Below are 18,084 nucleotides of genomic sequence, written 5' to 3' on the forward strand. Positions count from 1 at the left end.
GGCCGGCCTGGGAGGCCTGGGCGGGGGAGGCCGCGATGGCGGCTGTGAACAGGGCGGTGACGACGGCCATGGCGCGCACAATTCACTCCTGGGGACGGGAGTTGAGTCCCGTACTCGACGGGCTGCGCTGTAAAATGGCACATGTGACATGCCCTTTTCAATACTCTTGACCGGGCCACATCGCTCGGCCTCGTTCGCGATGTCGGCTCAGACTCGTACGGCAGATCGCTGGCACGCGGTCCTGGCCGAAGGACGCGCACTGGGTAGTCGATCGCTGAGCCGGCTGTCACCGGGCCGGGATGAGGAGCACCACGCGATGTCCGAGCCGACGGCCGGACCTTCGGGGGCTTCGGTACGCCGGCCGGCCACGCCCGGTACGGGTCCGTGGGCGGTGATGGGGGAGGTGCGGGTGATCGACCGGTTGTCGGCCATCACGACGACCACGCCCTCGTCGCAGCCGTGGCGTTCGCCGGTGAACCGGCTGCCGAGGGCGACGACCCGGGCGATGCCCTGGTCGATGTCGTCGACCAGGACGTCGAGGTGCAGGCGCGGAGTTCTTCGGCGACCGCTATGTCAACTCTGCGACTCCAGCGTGGGCCACGACGCCTGTCGGCCCGCCGAGGACAAGTGGGTCGAGGGCATGTGCGGCGACGCCGGACGATCCGCATCGCGCTCGTGGAACTCAGCTGACGGCTGATCCCGCGCGGCGACGCACGGCCGGCCCGGCTCGAGCATCAAGCCGGGCCTTCTCCTCATGGTTCGCGGCGTGCGCCGCTCGGGCCGGCGCCGACCGGTGTGGTCGGTACCGATGCCGAGGACCCCTACGGCACGGCCGCGGTCCCGCACCCGGCCGGATTCGCGGTCTCGGCGTCGGGGGGTCATTCGGGGCGGGCGAAGCGGTGGGCGGCCCAGAGGAGCGCGAGGACGCCGATCGCCAGGAGGCCCGCCGCTTCGAGGGCGAGCGGGGGATGGTGGCCGAACCATTCGATGCCCGTCGCGGCCGCCCGGTGCGGTTCGCGGATCGCGATGGCGCGGCGCAGCAGGTCGACGCCGTAGGCGAGCGGGTTGGCCGCGGCCAGTGCCTGGGCCCAGCCGGGCAGGTTCTCCAGCGGGAAGAAGCCACCGGAGAGGAACAGCAACGGCATCATCACCAGGCCGAGCAGCATGTGGAACATCTCGGGCCGGGCCAGGCTCACGGCCAGGGCCAGGGACAGGGCGGTGATGGTGAAGGAGGCCAGCACCATGCCGGCCAGCAGCAGCGCCAGCAGGAGCGGATCGTAGGGGAGGCCCACTGCCCCGGCGAGGGCGAGCAGTACGGCGCCCTGGGCCGTGGCGACGGCCGTGCCGCCGGCGCACAGGCCGAACAGGAGGGTGGAGCGGTGTACGGGTGCCATCAGCAGTTCGCGCAGGTAGCCGCTCTGCCGGTCGGTGATCAGCCGGACGCCGACAATCATCGCCGGGCCCTGCACCGTCATCATGAGCATGCCGGGGAACAGGTAGGTCTGGTAGCCGACGCCGAGGGCCGCCTCGGGGATCAGTGCGGCCATGCCGCCCCCGAGGATGAAGAGGTAGAGCACCGGCTGGATCAGCATCAGCGCGGTGTGGACGCGCTGGGAGGCCAGACGCAGCAGATCGCGGCGGACGAGGGCGTGGACGGCCCGCAGTTCGCGGCGCAGGCTTTCGAGTGGTAGGGGCTCCGGAGCATCGGCGGGGGCTCGCGGAGCCCGTGCGGCGGACGCGGTCATCGGGCCTCCTTGACGGCCGCCGCGGTGCCGGCCGCCGTGGAGCCGGCCCCCGTGGCGGCGTCCGTTCCGGGGCGTGCGCCGTGGATGCTGCGGCCGGTGTGGTGGAAGAAGACGTCGTCGAGCGTCGGCGGGGTCGCGGAGGCGGCGTGGACGGGGAGGCCGTGGGCCGCCAGGGCGGCGCACAGGCGCGGGATCCAGGAGCCGCCGTCGGGCAGGCGCAGGGCGATCCCCTCGGGGCCGAGGGTCGTGGCGGTGTCGGGCGGCACGGCCTCGCGTACGACCGCGCGCGCCGCCGGGTCGTCACCGGTGCGCAGCACCACCCGGTCGTCGCCGATCGCGGCCTTCAGGGCGGAGGGTGTCCCCTGGGCCACGAGCCGGCCGCCGTCGATGACGGCGAGGCGGTCGCAGTCCTCCGCCTCGCCCAGGTAGTGGGTGGTGACGAAGAGCGTGGTGCCCTCACGGTCGCACAGGGCGTGCAGGTGTTCCCAGACCTGGGCCCGGGCGTGCGGGTCGAGTCCCGTGGTCGGCTCGTCGAGGAACAGGATCCGCGGCTCGTGCAGCAGGCCGCGGGCGAGTTCGAGGCGTCGTCGCATGCCGCCGGACAGGGTGCGGACGGAGGAACGGCGCCGGTCGGCCAGACCGACGGCCTCCAGGGTCTCGGTGGCGCGGCGGCGGGCGCGGCGGCGGGTCATTCCGTAGAGCCGGGCGTGGATGTGGAGGTTCTGTTCGGCCGTCAGGTCCATGTCCAGGGCGCTGTGCTGGAAGAGCATGCCGACGTTCCGCCGTACCCGGTCAGGCTGGGTGAGTACGTCGGCGCCGGCCACGGTGGCGGTGCCGGCGGTGGGTCTGGCCAGGGCGCAGAGCAGGGCGATGGTGGTGGACTTCCCCGCGCCGTTGGGGCCGAGGAAGGCGAACGCCTCGCCCTGGCGTACGTCGAGGTCCAGGCCGCGCACGGCGTGCGTGGTGGTGCCGTCCGGGCCCGGGTAGCTCTTGACCAGTCCGCGCGTGCTGATGGCGTACGCCGTCCCGGGCCCGGGACGCGCCGCGTCGGGTTCTCCGGGCGCGGCGGCCGGGAGGACGGCCTGGAGCGGGGCCTCGTCACGGACGTGTGGCTGCATGGGCGGTCCTCGTCTGCGGTGCGTGCGCGGCGGACCAGGTCGTCTCCTGCGGATCCTGCCGGGCTGCGCGGGCCGGGCAGGATCCGGAGGGGACGGCCTGGGTGGGGTGGCGGGGAGCCGGGCCCGGGCCCGGCTCCCCGCCTGGAGCGGATGGGTGCTCCGGCCGACGGCGCCGCTGTGGGCGACCGCCGGCCGGAGGCCGTCAGGACCTCGGCGTCTCAGTCCCGCGCGGGCGGGTGCTACGGGGTTGTGCCCGAGGGGGCCGACGTCGGGGCCTCGTGTCGGGTCAGGCGCAGCTGATGCCCACACACACGGTGTTGAGGAGGGTCAGGAGGCCGACGCAGGCGCAGGTGTCGGCGAAGGGGGCGCCGTCGGCGCCGACCGGGTCGGTCTCGGGAAGGGCGTGCAGGTGGGCCAGCAGTTCGAGGTCGCGGGTCTCCATGGCTTTCTCCTTCTCTGTGAGGGTGAGGCAGGTTCCCCTGCCGCTCAGCCCGGCTGCTGGATGGTCCAGTGCCGGGAGTCGTTGTGGCGGGTCCTCAGGAGGAACGCGAGGATGCCCGCACTGCCGTCGCTCCAGCCCGTCGAGACGTCGCCGTACTCGGTGGGGAAGACGACGTTGCCGTCACGGTGGGCCCCTTCGGCGACGACGAGACGAGCCAGGTACTCGGCCGCCGCGTGGTGGGCGGGGTCTTCGGTGGCCGCGGCCAGGTCGAGGAGGAAGTCCCCGTTGCCCGCCAGGCCGTGACACTGGGCGAGGGGCGCGCGGGGGGCGCGTTCCACGACGGCGCGTGCGGCGGCGCGGGCGAGTTCGCCGAAGCGGTCGTCCCCGGTGGTCTGCCAGAGCCGGAGCAGGAAGGTGCCGATGCCCGCCGAGCCGTGGCACCAGTACGGGGCCGTGGGCACGTCACCAGCCTGCGTCGGCCACTGGGCCGCCCCGCCGACCCGCACGGCGGCGGCCACCAGTTCCTCGCCGGCCTCCAGGGCCAGGTCGAGGTAGTCGCCGCGGCCGGTGACGGCCGCGGCTTCGAGGAGGAAGTATCCGATGCCGGACGTTCCGTGGGCGAAGCCGAGATAGCGCTTGCCGGCTTCCGCGCCGACGCCGGATTCCGCCGGGATGGGCCAGCTCACGCCGTACGGGGCGGGGCGCGCGGCGGCGGCGAGCCGGTCGGCGGCGTCGGTGACGAGTCCGGCGAAGCGGGGGTCGCCGGTGCGGTGCCACAGGTGGACGGCCGCCAGTCCGCTGCCGGCTTGGCCGTGGGTGATGTCGTGGCTGGGCGTCGGTTCCTGCGGGGCCAGGGCGAGGGCCGTCGCGTGGTCCGCGAGGGCTTGGTCGTCGACGGCGCGTGCGGCCGCGTACAGTGCCCAGGCGGTCCCCCGGCCGCCGAAATGCAGACCGGGGCGGGCGGAGCGGGTGTCGGTCCGCTCCGCGATCCAGCGGCCGGCGGTGGAGATCACCTCCGGCAGGCGCGGGTCGCCGGTGAGGTGGAAGTACCGGGTCAGGACGGCGAGGACGCCGGCCGCGCCCTGCTGGACCGTACAGGGGTCCGTTTCTCCGGCCTTGGTGGACACGGGCCACAGCCGCCGCGCGTCCTTCGGCGTCATCGAATCGACGAGGTGGTTAACGATGCCCTCCACCGCGGCCCACGTCGCGTCGGGCGGCGGCGGGGCCGCGGGGCTCCGGGTGCCCGTCCGCCGCGTTCCGTGCAGGGCCGCGCGGGCGGTGGCCGGGTCCCAGCGTTCGGCCGGGGCCTCCTTCATCAGGGCGAGGATCGTCCCGGGCAGGCCGTCCGGCAGGGGGAACGCGGCCCCGGCGGCGGCCAGCCACGCGGCGAGCCGCTGGTCCGCGGACCGGTCGGCAGGCTCCTCGGACAGCAGCTGGGGCACCTTTCCCATCAGGACGAAGCACAGGGTGGCGCCGAGGCTGTAGTAGTCGGCGGTCGGGGCGACGGCGGCGCCCGCCAGGCGTTCGGGCGCGCTGAACCCGGGAGTGCCCACCGTCGTGGGGAGGGCGGCGTCGCCCTGCAGGACGGCGAGTTCGAGATCGATGAGGCGCAGTTCGCCGTCGGGGCGCACCATGATGTTGCCGGGGGTGAAGTCCCGCAGGACGCAGCCGTGCGCGTGCGCCGCGGCGACGAGGTCGACCAGGCGGCCTGCCTGGGTGAGGGCGTCGGCGCGGTAGCGTTCGGCGCCGGCGTCGCGGAAGTGCTCGGCGACCCAGTTGCGCAGGGGCAGGCCCGGTATCTCCTCTTGGGCGAGGAACAGGTGGCCGGCGTGATCGAACACCGCGAGGGGCTCGGGGGCCAGGCCGGTGCCGCGGAGCTCCTCCAGGACGCGGGCCTCGGCGCGCAGCCAGTCGCGGACGTCGCGGCCCGACGCGTCGGTCTCCACGTGCGGGCGGGCCTCCTTGATGACCACCGGCGCGCCCGTGGTGACGTCAGTGCCCCGGTAGACGCCTCCCTTGTTGGTGTGCCGGATCGCCTCCCGGACCGAGAAGCGCCCGCCGAGCAGGACAGGGGCCTTCGGAGCCTCCCGCGCTCTCGGCGGGGCCGGCACCGATGCGGGGAAGGGGCTGACCGCCCAGGGCGGGGGCGCGTACTGGCCGGTGCGTACGTCCTCGACGGGGTTGCCGTCGGGGTCCTCGATGTACCAGACGAGCAGGCCGTCGTCGGAGAGCCTGCGCCGGCCGACGAAGGCACCGTAGCGGTAGTGGACCAGGCTGTTCACGGCGTAGGGCTGGTCCGAGAGGATCCGGGGGCCGGCCAGCCCCTGCGTCGCCGCGTGCAGTTCCCCCGCGATCCGGGCCGCGTCGGCGTCGGAGCGCGGGTAGACGGTGATGAACTTCCCGGAGCTCCCCCGGGGCGTGCCACGGGAGTTGAGCGCACTCACCTGGTCGAGGGACCGGGCGAACTTGAAGGCCGAGGCGTCCCGCAGCAGCACGCCGAGCGCCCGGACGAGGACGTCGGGTGCGGAGGCGGTGGTCGCCGAGACGTGGAGCTTCCAGCCCTGCTCGCGGGGTGTTGCGGCCGGGAGCGTGAGGCGGCACCACATCTCGTCCGTGTCGGTGGCCCAGCGGGCGCGCTCTCCCGTGGAGTCCAGGGCCTGCCGGAGGAGTTCTTCGAGGTCGACTTCAGTAGCGTGGCTCGTCATGCCCGTCCCTCTCAACGGCGAGGACCGCGGGTCGGAATATGCCTTCGGTAAGAAAAAACGTACAACCAGACGCCGGCCCGGGTCACTTGCCCGGACCGAGCGCACGGTGTCGTTCCGAGGCCTGATGGTGTCAACCGGCGCAGGAAGGAAGTGCGTGGATAGCGTGCGCGGTGGTGTCATACCGCCGGTCGTTCGGCACTGTTCCCTGAAGGGGCTCCGGGGAATGGAGGCCATTCCGGTCCGTGGCGCTTTACGGCTCGGAACGAAGGGGGCGTGGTGCGCGAGGGACGCCATCAGCGCCCCTCTCACGCCTGGAAACATTCCCCGTCCACCGGCGCCCGGTAAAGAGTTCGATTCCGCCGGGGTGCCGCCCTGTCCTGGAATGTGATCGGGATTCTCGTCATGATTTTCGATCAGGCGTCCGTACTCGGCATCGCCGAGTACGTAGAAGCGTCAAGGAATGCGGTCGAGCCATCTCTCCCACGTCACCGACGACTGCGGATTCCCGCCCCGGGTGATCCGCAGCACCCGCCTCGTCGACCTGGTGAACACCATGGACCCGCAATCCACGCTGATCTATCTCGCCGACCACGTCGACGAAGGGCGCCTGGCGACTCGGTGACCGAGTGGCCGGGCTAGCGAAGACGCAGCCCGCCCGGGAGTTCTTCTTCGATGATCTCGACCAGCCGGCCAAAGACGGTCGGGCCACGTCCGGCACGGGCCTCTGCAAGCCCGACGCCCATGATGGCCTGGTGCGTCGGATGACATCGCCACAGCATCAGCACGAGTTGACGCGCAGTCTCGGGGTTCCGGACCGGCGGCTTGCCCTGCCGTTTTGAACCCGTGCTGTTCAGCCGCCGCCTGGCACAGGTTCGCCGGAACATGTGCGCTTTCGAGAAGGACTCGTTAAAGGCGATGGCGACGCTGTTCTTCTCCTCGCGTTCGGTTCGCAGCCGGCGAGGGTGTGGATGGCGGCCGCGTAGATGCTGGGGTCGGCGTCGAAGTCGAAGGTCCGCAACGACGTGTCAGGGCGGTGGGCCGCCCGTGGATCCTGGCCCTGTCCTTGGGCCTGGGCCACCCACAACCGGACGGCCGTCTCGGTGAGATCGAAGTCCTTGACGACCTCGGGCACCGACCTGTCCCCACGCCGGCACAACTCCACGATCTCCGCCTTGAACTCCGGCGTGAACTGCCGCCGGGGCCTCCGCGGCTTCCTGTTCGCCATGCTCTCCATCATGGACATCCGTTCCCGGGCACACGCCCAGATCTCCGGATGCCCGCCAAACCGGAACAACCTCACTGGGCCGCGGCAGAGACATATGAGTGAGTGACGGTGTCGGTCCGGCTGTCTCCGAGGTTGCTTCTCTATGTTCGGGTTCAGACTCGAAAGGTCGACTCGGATGAGGGAGCGCGCGTGAAGTGGATCTCTGGTATCGCGGCGGCGATGGCGAGCGCGGCGGTACTGACCATGGCCGGGGCGGGTGCAGCGCAGGCCGACGGACTGCTGGGTGATCTGTTGTCTCCGCTGGTGTGCGGTCTGCAGAACAACGTCAACGGTGACAGCAATCAGGTTTCTCAGACCGGCACGTGTCACCAGGCGTCTGCAGCGAACGCTGGAGGGGGCGTGACGGGCGCAGAGCAGGTTCGCGGTACCGGGGGAGAAATTGCCCCGGGCCAGTACGGACGAGTCACTGCGTTCTGTCCGGCGGGGAAGGTAGCCACCGGCGGGGGATACGACAGCTTCCCCGGCGGTTTCCGTCCTGAGAATGAGCAGTTCCTTCAGGCGACGACGGAGCCGCCGAACAACTGGAGCGTCTACGGTGTCAACGAAGGCGCGCAGCCTGTCACCGTGACAGCGATCGCCATCTGCGTCGACGCTGCTGAGTGAGTTCAATTTTCTGAACCCAGGCTTCCTGCCCGGCTGGGGTCCGTTATCGGTGGGTGAGGTGGTGTCAGCCGAGGTCCGTGCGTACCCCATCGCCAGAAACCGAGTCAGGCTGGCCGCTGGGGTGGTAATAGCCGCCGGCTTTCCACTACATGCGCGGCGGTGGGATCCGCGCTCGTGGACGACATACGGCAGGCAACGATCACCTTCAGCGGGACCCTGACGCGGGAGGAGTTCGACGAGGCGGTCGCGGCCACCGGGACGTTCCGGCGCCTGCGGTGGCTCATCGTGGTGGCTGCCGTGCTGATGGCGGCCGTGAGCCTGGGGACCTTTTCCGGTGGCGGCCCGGTCAACGGCGGCCTGCTGGCCCTCGCCGTGGTCTACGGGGTGCTCGGCCTGTTCCTGCCCCCGCTGCTCGCCGGCCGCGCGTTCCGTGCCGACCAGGCCAAGGGCGAGAAGCAGGCCACCATCGACGCCGCCGGCTTCGTCATCGTCCGCGGCGGTGACGAACTCATGCGCGTGCCGTGGCGCAGCATGTACCGCTCCTACGAGACGGAGCGGGTGTACGTCGTGACAGGCCGCCTCGGCTGGAAGACCGGCCTGCTGATCGTGCCCAAGCGGCTGCTCGCCGGGGCCGGCGAGGCGGAGCTGATGGGCGTGCTGCTGGAGACCCGGGTCGGCAGTCCCAAGGGCCGCCGGGCATAGGGCATCTTCCGCACGAAGGCGGTCGGGCATGATGCCCGGGTGAGCATCATGGTGAAGTTCTTCGTGGCGGCGGATGATATGTCAGCGGGCATGGCCCTCATGACTGGGCTGGGATGGGCATTCGAGTCGCTTTCTTTCGGTAACTTCGACCCCGAGGCGGCTGTGGTCGAGTGGGAGTGCCTCCTGGCCGGCGGCAGCTTTGAGGAGCTCGTCGAAGCCGGTGAGCCTCGCCTCGTCGCCGGCCAAGACAATGACGGGTGCGTCGTCTTCGCCATCTCGCCTCGTCTGATCACTGCACTCGCGGACGCAGGGCACACCAGGTTGCGCGACGTCGCTGCCTCGTGGGCTCAGCTGCGTGCGGAGGACGGCGAGGTCATCGACACCGAAATCGCCGACAGGATCGTGGGCGATCTGGCTGCCCTTGTCACTACCGCCCAACGTCAGAACCAGAACGTGTACTGCTGGGTCGCATAAGAACGCCGCGTCGACGCCGACCTCACCGAACAGGCCCGCCAGACCCACCAGGCCCTCCTCGAGCACGGCCACCACAGCCATTGCCACCGGACAACTCCTGCCACTGCTCGTCGTCCTGACCACCCCGGCTCATCTGGTGGTCGGCAAGGGGTGACCGGCGGGGCTCAGATCATTTGAGCCCCGCCGGCCCTTGCTCGGTACGGGCTCGTCGGGTGTGTCCAGCACCCCGCGAGCCCCCTTCTGCTGCTCGGTGCCCCCGACGACCGAGAGCGGGGATACCGTCCGCGACCGGGACACTGACCCGGGTACCCGCGTATGCGGGCACGGTGCCAAGCTACGCCGAACCGTCCGAGCCCGTGAACTGGAACCGGCACGCGCCACGCCAGCCGTCGTGGGCACGGCGGGGTCGGGCTGGGGAAGGGATGCGTTCGGTCCTGAAGGCGGCGCGCGGCGGGGCTGTCCTACTCGGCCGGCAGACGGAGCATCGGTTCGAAGGCCGCGTCCTCCTCGCCCTCGACCGAAGGGAGGAAGCCGTCCGGGACGGTGCGGGCGGCCGTGGTGAGGAGGCGGGCCAGGACCTCGGGCTCGGTGGCCGGGGGGAGGCGGAGGAGGCCGGGGCACCACCCGCCGCCCGGGGCGAAGTCTGTAACCATTGCCAGAAGCGTCCCTGCCGGTCTGGGGCGGTTCTGACGAGGTCGCGGTGACCCCACATCGGCGGCCGCCGCATGTCCGGCATCACAAGGGGAGAGCAGCATGACGGAGTCGGAACCGGTCCTTCGGGCCTTGGGGGCGGCTACCTGGTCAGCGCAGGACGGCACGGCGTACGAGGTGCCTTTGGAGGGGATCAACCACGTGGTGGGGGCGTATTCCTCCCTCGTTGCTGCGGCAGAGCAGGCGGGCGACGCCGACCGCGTACGCGAACTGACGGAGGCACAGGCTACGTGGGCCGCCCGGCGCCAGGGCCTCAGCCCCGCGCGTCGCGCCCAGGTGGACGCGGTCACCGTGAAGTCCAGCCAGGTGCTGAAGCGGCTGCGGGGTGCGCGGTAATGGAGGTAGGTGGAGGTAGACCGCACCCGCCAGGTTCTGCCCGAGGAGGAGAACGAGCGGATCGTCCGCGCGCGCGTCGTGCCGCAGACGCTCGTCGGTACGACGCAACGGCAGCCGATCGCGCTCATCGCGTCCAGCCAGACCGGCGTGGGCAAGACAGCGATCACCGCCCTGGCGGGGCGCGGCGAAGCCGGGCGTTCTTCAGCGGGCGGCCCACGTCCTCGTCCTCGGGGCATGGTCCCTGACGAGGAAGAGCGGGGTGGAAGGCCGGCTCGCCCGGGCCGGGAGGGCGGTCTTCCACGCCTCCCTCCCCACCACGGCGTGGATCCTCATCTCGCCATAGAACCCCACAGGGCACACCGGCTTTCAACCGCCCTGCCGCGCCCAGGAGTTCACCGACCTCTCGGCAGGGCACGCACGCCCGGACCCCGCACCGGGCAGGGCGGTGTCATTCGGCCTTCACGCCCGCGTCCTGAGCCGCGCGACCGCCGCGTCGTAACGTGCCCGGAGCCCCGGGTCCGCCGATACCCTCAGCAGCACGCCGAGTGCCCGTACCGCACCGTCCTCGTAGCCGGACGCCTCCGCCTCCCGGGCCGCGAGCTCGAGTTGCCCGATGCCCCCGTCCTCGTCCCCCAGCCCCAGCAGCGCCTCCCCCCTCACCATGAGCAGCAGGATCCGGGGCACGTCGGTCGTGCCCGGTCGGTCGTCGAAGGCCAGGGCCTCGGTCGCCGTGTCGAGGGCTTGCCGCCACTTCCCGGCGTCGGCCCAGTGCCGGGCGAGGTGCTGCATGGCCAGTCTCTCGACGGTCCGGTCGCCGGCCTCGCGCGCCAGCTCCACCGCCCGCTCACACCCCTCCGCGGCCTCGTCCAGGCCGCCGAGCGCCGCCCGCGCCACGCCCAGGACGACCAGGGCGTTCGCCTCGGCCACCGCGTCACGGGCGCGGGCGGCGAGCGCGGAAGCGGCCGTCAGATGAGTCAGCGCCTCCGGGATGCGACCTTCCTCGGTCAGCACCCAGCCGAGCACGTTCAGCACCCGTGACTCGCCGTGCCGGTCGCCGTCGGCCCGTGCCGCCTCCAGCGCGGTCTCCAGCAGCGGGACCCAGCCGTCCCGTACACGCCACACCATCAGCGGCCACAGCGTCATGACGATCCGCCACGTCCTGCCGTGCAGCCCTGCGGCCTGCGACGCGGCCACCGCCAGCGTGAGGTCGTCCCGCTCGGCCGCGTACCAGGCCACGGCGGCGGACCGGTCGGCGAACTCCCGTACGGCCGCGGGCGGCAGGTGGTCCGCCGGCAGCGGGAAGCACTCCTCGTTGCCCGGTTCGGCAGCCGCAACGGCCGCGAGGCCCGTGGCGATGTAGTGGTCGAGCACGCGCCCCAGCGCATCGGGACCCGCGTCCAGGCTCCGGGCGTAGAGCCGCACGAGATCGTGCATCGCCCATCGGCCCGGCGCCGTCTCCGTGACCAGGTGCGCCACGACCAGCCGCTCCAGGCAGGCCTCGGCGGCCGCCGGGTCCGTGTCCGCCAGGGCCGCAGCCGCATACCGGTCGACGTGTGTACCGGGGTGGCGGCCGAGATGGGCGAACAGGCGGGAGACCCGCGACGGGAGCTGCTGCAGCGTCAGGCGCAGCGCCGCCCGTACGCCGGTGTCCTCCACATCCAGCACAACCAGCCGGCGGGTCTCGTCGGACAGGTCGGCGGCCATCGCGTCCAGCGACCAGCCGGGCCGCTGGGCCAGTCGGGCGGCTGCCACGCGCAGCGCGAGGGGCAGGCCGCCGCACAGCTCGGCCAGCCGCCGCGCGGCCACCGGCTCCGCGAGCACCCGTTCCGTGCCGAGCACCCCGGCGAGGAGCATCGTGCCGTCCTCCGGCCCGAGTACGTCCACGGCAACGGGCCGCGCGCTGTCGGTGACGATCAGTCCCGGCAGCCGGTGCCTGCTGGTGACGACGGTGACGCAGCGGCGACCGCCCGGCAGGAGCGGCCTGACCTGCTCGGAGTCACGCGCGTTGTCGAGTACCACGAGGAGACGGCGATCGGCGGCGAGCGAACGGAACAGTGCGGCCGCGCCGTTCACCGACTCCGGGATCCCGCCGTGCGGCACACCGAGCGCCGGCAGGAACTCGCGCAGCACCTCCATCAGGGCGGGCTCACCCGTGTCGCCGAAGCCGCGCAGATCGGCGTAGAGCCGCCCGTCGGGAAACCCGGCACGGCCCTGGTGGGCCCAGTGCAGCACGAGCGCCGTCTTCCCGACCCCGGCGGGCCCGACGACCAGACAGACGGGAGCCTCGCCCGCGGCGGCCCGGGACAGGGCGCCGAGCTCCGCCGCCCGCCCGTGAAACCCGCGCGGCGCTCGCGGCAGCAGATCGGGCCCACCGGCGTCCGCCACAGCGGCGGACGCCGTCCCCCCAACGGCGCCAACCGCGTCAACGGCGCCCACCGCGCCAGCCGCGCCGGCCGCGCCCGCCGTCCGGGCCGGACGGGGACGGCCCAGGCTCGCCGCGCGCTCCAGCTCCAGAGCACCGGCAGCGTCCAGTCCCAGGGCGGCGGCCAACGCCTGCACGGTCCGGCGCTGGGGCCCCCGGGTGTGGCCGCCTTCCATGTACGACAGGGCCCGCACGCTCACCCCCGCGTCATGCGCCAGCTCCTCCTGGCTCAGCCCGGCCCCCGTCCGCAACCCGTACAGAAGCGCGCCGAAGCCGCCGGTGGCCGGTGTACCGGTGTCCATGCCTGGATGTCCCCTGGTCAGTGCGGCCGGCCGGAACGCCGTACCACCCGCAAAAGTATGCCCGACCCCACTTTTGCGGGTAAAACGCGAGGACGGCCCCCGCGAGCGCTACCGCTCGCGAGGGCCGTCGAATGAGCTGGAGGGGGCCCGACCGGGGCCTTGGGGGAGGCGCGCGGCCGGGCTCGGGGATCAGCCGTTGAGGGGGAGGTCGTAGCGGGTCCACGAAGACCAGTTGCCGTCGTGGTCACGGTTGCGGCCCCAGTACTCCGCCTTCTCGTCGTAGTAGAACACCCTGAAGCTCCAGGGGTCGCTGGTGTCGTAGTCGTAGGCGTACGCCTTGCTCGACGCCCTGCCGCCCATGGAGATCCACTTCGACCAGTCCCCGTCGGAGTCGGTCCAGCGGGTCCACACCGCACGGTCGGTGCCGACGATGAAGTCCTGCTTCGTGCCGTCGGGGAGCGGGTGGGTGGTCGGCTCGTACTCGCAGATGTAGGCGCGGCCCCCGCGCGAGCAGCCGCCCGCCTCGGCGGGGGTGGCCACCACCGCGACACTCGCGACGGCAACGGCCGCGATCACGGCGGCGTTGAACTTTCGAACCAACATGACGTTCTCCTTCGTGCGACCGGCCTCCAGTTCAGAGGCGCGGTGCTGACGACGGGCTCTCCGGCCCGCCGCCGTCGTTCGTTCCCGGACCACCGTGGGCCCGGCCAGGGCGCCGTGGGTCTGCGGTGGGGTCATCCGCCATCCCAGGTCAGCGCCCCTGCGGCAGGCACAGTCGATCACGGCGGACGGGGACGCTCCATGCAGTTCCACCTGCAAGAACACGCCCGGCATTCTTTTGCCGGACCGTGTTCGACGGCGCGCGGCGTCGGCCATGCAGGCGGCGGGGCTTCCGTTTCGGTGCACAGGGCGCGGGCATCTCTCGCCCCTGTCAGGACCCGGCGTGGTGGAGGCGCGAATGCATCAACGCGACAAGGGCGTGGCCGGAACATCCGCGAATCCCCCGAGCGTACGCCTGGAGACACTTCCGGGGGCCGCCCGTCGGTCCTCGCTCTGCATGAGCGCCCCGTGGGCAAGGAAGCCGGAAACGGAATCGGGACCACGCTGGGGGCCTCCTGCTGGAAGTCGACAGCCGTATGCGGGCTCGCCGCTTCACCACGTGAGGAGGACGGCCCCAGCCCCGGGCGGGCGCCCGCAACCGCCCCCGTCCCCGCCCCCGCAAAACTGCGCGGCAGACGATGTTGCGGGTGGAAGTTCCTGTTCCGACGTTTCTGGACCGGGTTGGCTTGCGACCCGCACCAGCATCCGTCCTCGCACAGGAGTTCCATGTCTCGCCGCACCCCACACGCCGACGGCGCCGGATCGCCCCGACGCTTCCGTCGCCCGGCCGCACTGATGGCGGCCGCGTGTCTCGCCCTGGGCGCCACACTGTTCGCCCCGGCCCCTGCCGTGGCGGCCGGGTCGACCAACACGGACGCCTACCGGAACCTGGGCCAGGCGGACCGTGCCGAGTGGATGTGGGGCATCGCGGGCGACACCCGGCTCTCGAACATGTCCATCCCTGGCACCCACGACACGCTCGCGATCCACGGCGGGGTCATGGTGCAGACGCAGGAGGACTACGGCGACAGCGCCGACACGCTGACGGCGCAGCTGGACCGGGGTATTCGCGCCATCGACATCCGGGTCCGCGTCACCGAGGACCGGTACTTCACCGTGCACCACGCCAAGTACTACCAGGAAGCCAATTTCGACGACGTCATGACCAAGGCGAAAGCCTTCCTGGACAAGCATCCGACCGAGTCGATCGTGATGCGGCTGCGGGCCGAGTGCCCCTTCTCGAACGGCGGCGCCTTCGACTGCTCGAACGACCCGAAGTCGGTGACCCAGGAGAAGGCTCGTTCGATCTTCGCCGGATACGTGCAGAAGTACGCCGACTACTTCTACGAGCCTTCGGTGCGGGGCGCCGGCCGTGCCGATGTCCCCACGCTCAACGACGTCCGCCGCAAGGTGGTCCTGGGCGGCTTCGACAGCGTCGGCGCGGACGACAGCTACGGGCTCAAGGGCTTCGACGCCCACAAGGAGGACCACTGGGCGCCGTCCCAGATCCAGGAAAAGTGGAACTACGTCAAGGCCAACGTCAACAAGGCGATCACAGGCTCCGCCGATGATGTGTACCTGACGTACTCGTCCGCTTCCACGAGCCCCCTCATCGATCCGTACCAGTTCGCCGGCGGGCACCAGCTCGACGACGGTGCCGCGATACTCGGCGTCAACTACCAGCTCATGAGGCACCTCAACAACAGTGCCGGCCGCGTCGGCATCATCATGACGGACTTCCCCGGCTGGGGCCTGGTCAACGCGATCATCGACCACAACGACGACAACATGGTCAAGGGCGGCAACCGGATGACCTGGCTGGTCAACGCCGACAAGACCTACGCCAACAGCCTGTACCAGGGCCGGTGCATGGTGCGCGGGCCGGAGTTCGACAGCTCGAAGACCGGAGGCCTGGTCACGCAGCGCCCGTGCCAGGCGAGTCCGCCCAGCAGCCACCAGTGGGGAGCCGAGAAGCCGTCGACCTTCGACGGCAAGGGACACTTCTTCATCAAGGCCGCCAACGGCAAGTGCCTGACCGTCCCTTACAACGACGGGACCCCGCCCGGCTCGGGCACCCAGCTGTTCTGGTGGGACTGCGAGACCCGCTGGTTCTCGGGCAGTCAGATGTGGAACATCATCCCGACCAAGCTCGCCACCGCGACCGGATCCCGGCCGGCCTACACGTTCATCAACAACTGGACCGGCAAGTGCCTGTCGATGGACCCGGCCACCGCCGCCACGGCGGGCGGCAAGGTGACTCAGGAGACCTGCCCCAAGTAACACCCCGCCAACGAGCAGGCCGCCCACCCTGGCTGCCTTCACACCCGGACGCCAGGCCGTCCTTCTCCCCAGAAGGGCGGCCTGGCACCGGCAACCGACCTACTGGTGATGGACCGCCTCGTCCGGGAGCCAGCCAGCCACCCTGGCGCGGCTTCGGCTTCGGCCCCAGCCCGCCCCGCGCGCCGACCAAGCGGCCCCGCGATCCAGGGCAGCCGCACGTCCGCGGTGTCCCGGGGGCCGGCACGGCGGAAGGTCGGCGGAGGTGCTGCGGGTGCCGTCGACGACCATCCTGGTGCTTGTGCGGGCGGGCGGGCGGTTGCCGGCCCGTTAGGCGCCCGGAGCCCGGTACTGGATCTGCCCGGCCCTGCGCAGGGCGTCGAGCGTTTCATCGACGCTGAGGAGAACGGTGGTCTCGAACGAGCTGAGCGCGCCGCCGCCGCTGATCGCCAGCGCGACGGAGGCCATGGACACGTTGTCCGGAGCTTCCCAGAGGTTGTAGCCGTCGTGTGTGCCGAAGGCGTACCAGAAGCCGTGGAGCTGTCCGCCTACGGACTCGATGTACGACCGGGCGGCCTGCGCGCGGTCCTCGGGGCGGGCGGTCAGTCTGGCCCAGGTCTCCGGCGTGTAGCTGAACCTTGAAAGATAGAGCGGCACCGCGTCTCACTTCCGTTTCGTCGATAGGGCATGGACGCCTCACCGGCACTCCGCCGACCCGCTGGTGGCGTTCTGCGGGCCGTGAGCGGGCCGGAGGCAGCTCGGGGCCCGGCCGGTGACCAACACCGTCGCCCGCGCCGGTGCCTCGTGCGAGCTCGGGCGGGCCGGGCATCGGCAGCATCCTCGGCGCGCGGCCCGGCGTGCCCCGGCAGGCGTGGCCGGACGGACCCGCAGGTCCGCCGGATCGGCCCTGCGCCGGCGCGGTTGTACCAGGACCGGTCGAAGAAGACGATCTCCCCGGGCGCGCGAGCAGGCGGGCGGTGTGGCGCTGGAAGTACCACTGCCCGGCTTCCCGTCCACTCGGTTCGTCGAGGGCCACGCTTCTCGACCCGCGGGGGTTGAGCCGTTCGGTGAAGCGCTGGATCGTGCCGCCTTTGCCGGCCGCGTCCCTGCCCTCGCAGATCACGACCAGGCGTCCGCCGACTTCCTTCAGCCAGTGCTGCGTTTTCAGCAACTCGACCTGCCTGATCCGTTTGGTCCGCTCGTACTTTTCCGCCGGACCTTGCGGTCGTAGGGGTAGTTCTCCCGCCAGGTCCGCAGGGGGGCTCCGGGGAGTCCAGCAGGACCGGCTGCTCGGGGCGGCGGCCATCCACGCCGAGCCCGGACAGCAGCTCTTCGGCCTGCGGCCGCGAAGGCGCTTCGTCGTTCATTCCATGCCCCTATCCGCGCTCCGCACCTCCATGGCCGCCGGCCGGGGGTCCATGGTGCGAGGCTCCGGCCGAGCGGGTCGCAGAGCCACCTCCGGTGGGGTTCGACCAGCGCGGGGTTCTGGTGAGGGGCGGTGGGACCTCGCGGATGCCTGCTACTCGACCGGCTTCGCGCCCCTTCCGGCTGCGGACGGTGCGGGGTGGGCGGCGAAGACCTCGCCCACTCCGACCGCCTTCACGAGGCCGAGCGGCAGCGGCCGTGGGGCATCGCGGCTGGCTGCGGCGGCACGGAGTGGGGTTCACCCCCGCTTCGTGACCGGATCTGTTGAATGGCGGCTGCGCCTCCTTGGGTGGTGGCCCTTCATCGTGCGTGGGCCGCGTGGCGGCAGGCCCGTTACCTGGCCGTCAGCGTGAGTTGACGGTGTGACAGGGTGGTGGACCATGTGGGCCCCCGGGCCTGTGAACGCGAGAGAGGTATGTCATGAACGAGGCCGAGCTCAGGGCGCTGTTCGCCGAGATCGACACGGACGGCGACGGGCGGATCAGCATTGTCGAACTGGCTGAGGGGTTCAAGGCTGAGGGTGCCCAGGGGCACCTCGCTGAAGAGGTCAAGAAGGCCATGAAGGCCGACGCGAACCACGACGGGGTCCTCGACTTCGAAGAGTTCCGCACCCTTCTGAAGTAGCGGCAGGACTGCCGGCCCCCGGACAAGCCTTGCGGGACACGGGCAAGCCGCCCACAGAAAAACGGCTTGCCCCCGCTGCCACGGCCGCTGGCGCCCAGGGCGCAGGAGACCGGCGTAGACCTGGGCCCGGATCCCGGGCTCGCCGGGATCCTGCGCCCCGAGCTGCTACCCGCAGATCGCCCAGAGATCGTCAAGCGTGGCCCCGGTGACGTCCAGTACCACCAGGCCGGGCTCCGCGATAGGCGGATACCGGCGCCACGAGCGCCGCGGTGCCACGAGGCCAAGAGGCGGACACGTGATGGTCTTGCGGAGC

At 71.5% G+C, this 18,084-nt stretch carries 17 protein-coding genes and 1 pseudogene; 7 read left to right on the forward strand and 11 right to left on the reverse strand.

Annotated features, from left to right (window positions below; all coding sequences use genetic code 11):
- Positions 1–207: 207 nt before the first annotated feature.
- The 5 genes from ABD973_RS33915 to lanL all read right to left on the reverse strand — a co-directional run bounded on the left by ABD973_RS33915 (position 208) and on the right by lanL (position 6,010).
- Complete coding sequence (locus ABD973_RS33915) at positions 208–546, reverse strand: VOC family protein (protein WP_345504849.1); 339 nt, start codon at positions 544–546, stop codon at positions 208–210.
- 332 nt (positions 547–878) lie between these two features.
- The gene (locus tag ABD973_RS33920) at positions 879–1,745 is read right to left on the reverse strand and encodes an ABC transporter permease (protein WP_345504149.1); all 867 of its coding nucleotides are present in this window, start codon (positions 1,743–1,745) and stop codon (positions 879–881) included.
- On the reverse strand, positions 1,742–2,863 hold the full coding sequence (locus tag ABD973_RS33925) for an ABC transporter ATP-binding protein (protein ID WP_345504151.1): 1,122 nt from the start codon (positions 2,861–2,863) through the stop codon (positions 1,742–1,744). The genes ABD973_RS33920 and ABD973_RS33925 overlap by 4 nt, the downstream gene beginning before the upstream one ends.
- 286 nt (positions 2,864–3,149) lie before the next feature.
- Positions 3,150–3,305, reverse strand: a complete 156-nt coding sequence (locus tag ABD973_RS33930) for a VenA family class IV lanthipeptide (RefSeq protein WP_164720792.1) — start codon at positions 3,303–3,305, stop codon at positions 3,150–3,152.
- Positions 3,306–3,349: 44 nt separating this feature from the next.
- Positions 3,350–6,010: a class IV lanthionine synthetase LanL gene (lanL, locus tag ABD973_RS33935; protein WP_345504154.1), complete on the reverse strand. Its 2,661-nt coding sequence runs from the start codon at positions 6,008–6,010 to the stop codon at positions 3,350–3,352.
- A gap of 460 nt (positions 6,011–6,470) precedes the next feature.
- Here lanL and ABD973_RS33940 point away from each other — a divergent pair, with 460 nt between their 5' ends.
- A complete protein-coding gene (locus ABD973_RS33940) occupies positions 6,471–6,632 on the forward strand; it encodes a hypothetical protein (RefSeq protein ID WP_345504156.1) in 162 nt (53 codons plus the stop codon).
- 228 nt (positions 6,633–6,860) lie between these two features.
- Here the strand turns inward: ABD973_RS33940 and ABD973_RS33945 are convergent, their stop codons facing one another.
- Complete coding sequence (locus ABD973_RS33945) at positions 6,861–7,235, reverse strand: transposase (protein WP_345504158.1); 375 nt, start codon at positions 7,233–7,235, stop codon at positions 6,861–6,863.
- Positions 7,236–7,424: 189 nt separating this feature from the next.
- On the opposite strand from ABD973_RS33945, the gene ABD973_RS33950 reads away from it, so the two are divergent.
- The 3 genes from ABD973_RS33950 (at position 7,425) to ABD973_RS33960 (ending at position 9,074) form a co-directional block, all read left to right on the forward strand.
- Positions 7,425–7,898: a hypothetical protein gene (locus ABD973_RS33950; RefSeq protein ID WP_345504160.1), complete on the forward strand. Its 474-nt coding sequence runs from the start codon at positions 7,425–7,427 to the stop codon at positions 7,896–7,898.
- A 174-nt stretch (positions 7,899–8,072) separates the two neighbouring features.
- On the forward strand, positions 8,073–8,600 hold the full coding sequence (locus ABD973_RS33955) for a YcxB family protein (protein ID WP_345504162.1): 528 nt from the start codon (positions 8,073–8,075) through the stop codon (positions 8,598–8,600).
- A 48-nt stretch (positions 8,601–8,648) separates the two neighbouring features.
- On the forward strand, positions 8,649–9,074 hold the full coding sequence (locus ABD973_RS33960; protein ID WP_345504851.1) for a hypothetical protein: 426 nt from the start codon (positions 8,649–8,651) through the stop codon (positions 9,072–9,074).
- A gap of 461 nt (positions 9,075–9,535) precedes the next feature.
- Here ABD973_RS33960 and ABD973_RS33965 read toward each other — a convergent pair whose 3' ends face one another.
- The gene (locus ABD973_RS33965) at positions 9,536–9,727 is read right to left on the reverse strand and encodes a hypothetical protein (protein WP_345504164.1); all 192 of its coding nucleotides are present in this window, start codon (positions 9,725–9,727) and stop codon (positions 9,536–9,538) included.
- Positions 9,728–9,827: 100 nt separating this feature from the next.
- Between ABD973_RS33965 and ABD973_RS33970 the strand changes: the two genes are divergently transcribed.
- Positions 9,828–10,121 (forward strand): hypothetical protein, encoded by a 294-nt coding sequence (locus ABD973_RS33970; RefSeq protein WP_345504166.1) that lies wholly within the window; start codon positions 9,828–9,830, stop codon positions 10,119–10,121.
- A 459-nt stretch (positions 10,122–10,580) separates the two neighbouring features.
- On the opposite strand, the gene ABD973_RS33975 is transcribed toward ABD973_RS33970, so the two are convergent.
- Together ABD973_RS33975 and ABD973_RS33980 are read right to left on the reverse strand one after the other, a co-directional pair.
- The gene (locus ABD973_RS33975) at positions 10,581–12,845 is read right to left on the reverse strand and encodes a helix-turn-helix domain-containing protein (protein ID WP_345504168.1); all 2,265 of its coding nucleotides are present in this window, start codon (positions 12,843–12,845) and stop codon (positions 10,581–10,583) included.
- 189 nt (positions 12,846–13,034) lie between these two features.
- Entirely contained in the window at positions 13,035–13,448 is a 414-nt protein-coding gene (locus tag ABD973_RS33980; protein ID WP_125819623.1) for a hypothetical protein, read from the reverse strand.
- A 723-nt stretch (positions 13,449–14,171) separates the two neighbouring features.
- Between ABD973_RS33980 and ABD973_RS33985 the strand changes: the two genes are divergently transcribed.
- Positions 14,172–15,725 carry a phosphatidylinositol-specific phospholipase C domain-containing protein gene (locus ABD973_RS33985; protein ID WP_345504170.1) on the forward strand — a complete coding sequence of 518 codons (1,554 nt, stop codon included), beginning with the start codon at positions 14,172–14,174 and terminating at the stop codon, positions 15,723–15,725.
- 327 nt (positions 15,726–16,052) lie between these two features.
- Here the strand turns inward: ABD973_RS33985 and ABD973_RS33990 are convergent, their stop codons facing one another.
- Positions 16,053–16,379, reverse strand: a complete 327-nt coding sequence (locus tag ABD973_RS33990) for a GYD domain-containing protein (protein WP_125819621.1) — start codon at positions 16,377–16,379, stop codon at positions 16,053–16,055.
- A gap of 230 nt (positions 16,380–16,609) precedes the next feature.
- A pseudogene (locus tag ABD973_RS33995) lies at positions 16,610–17,089 on the reverse strand (polyphosphate kinase 2 family protein); the annotation flags it as partial.
- 478 nt (positions 17,090–17,567) lie between these two features.
- On the opposite strand from ABD973_RS33995, the gene ABD973_RS34000 reads away from it, so the two are divergent.
- Entirely contained in the window at positions 17,568–17,771 is a 204-nt protein-coding gene (locus ABD973_RS34000; RefSeq protein ID WP_125812820.1) for an EF-hand domain-containing protein, read from the forward strand.
- The last annotated feature ends 313 nt before the right edge of the window (positions 17,772–18,084 follow it).

The sequence above is a fragment of the Streptomyces racemochromogenes genome (assembly GCF_039535215.1).
GTDB classification, from domain to species: domain Bacteria; phylum Actinomycetota; class Actinomycetes; order Streptomycetales; family Streptomycetaceae; genus Streptomyces; species Streptomyces racemochromogenes.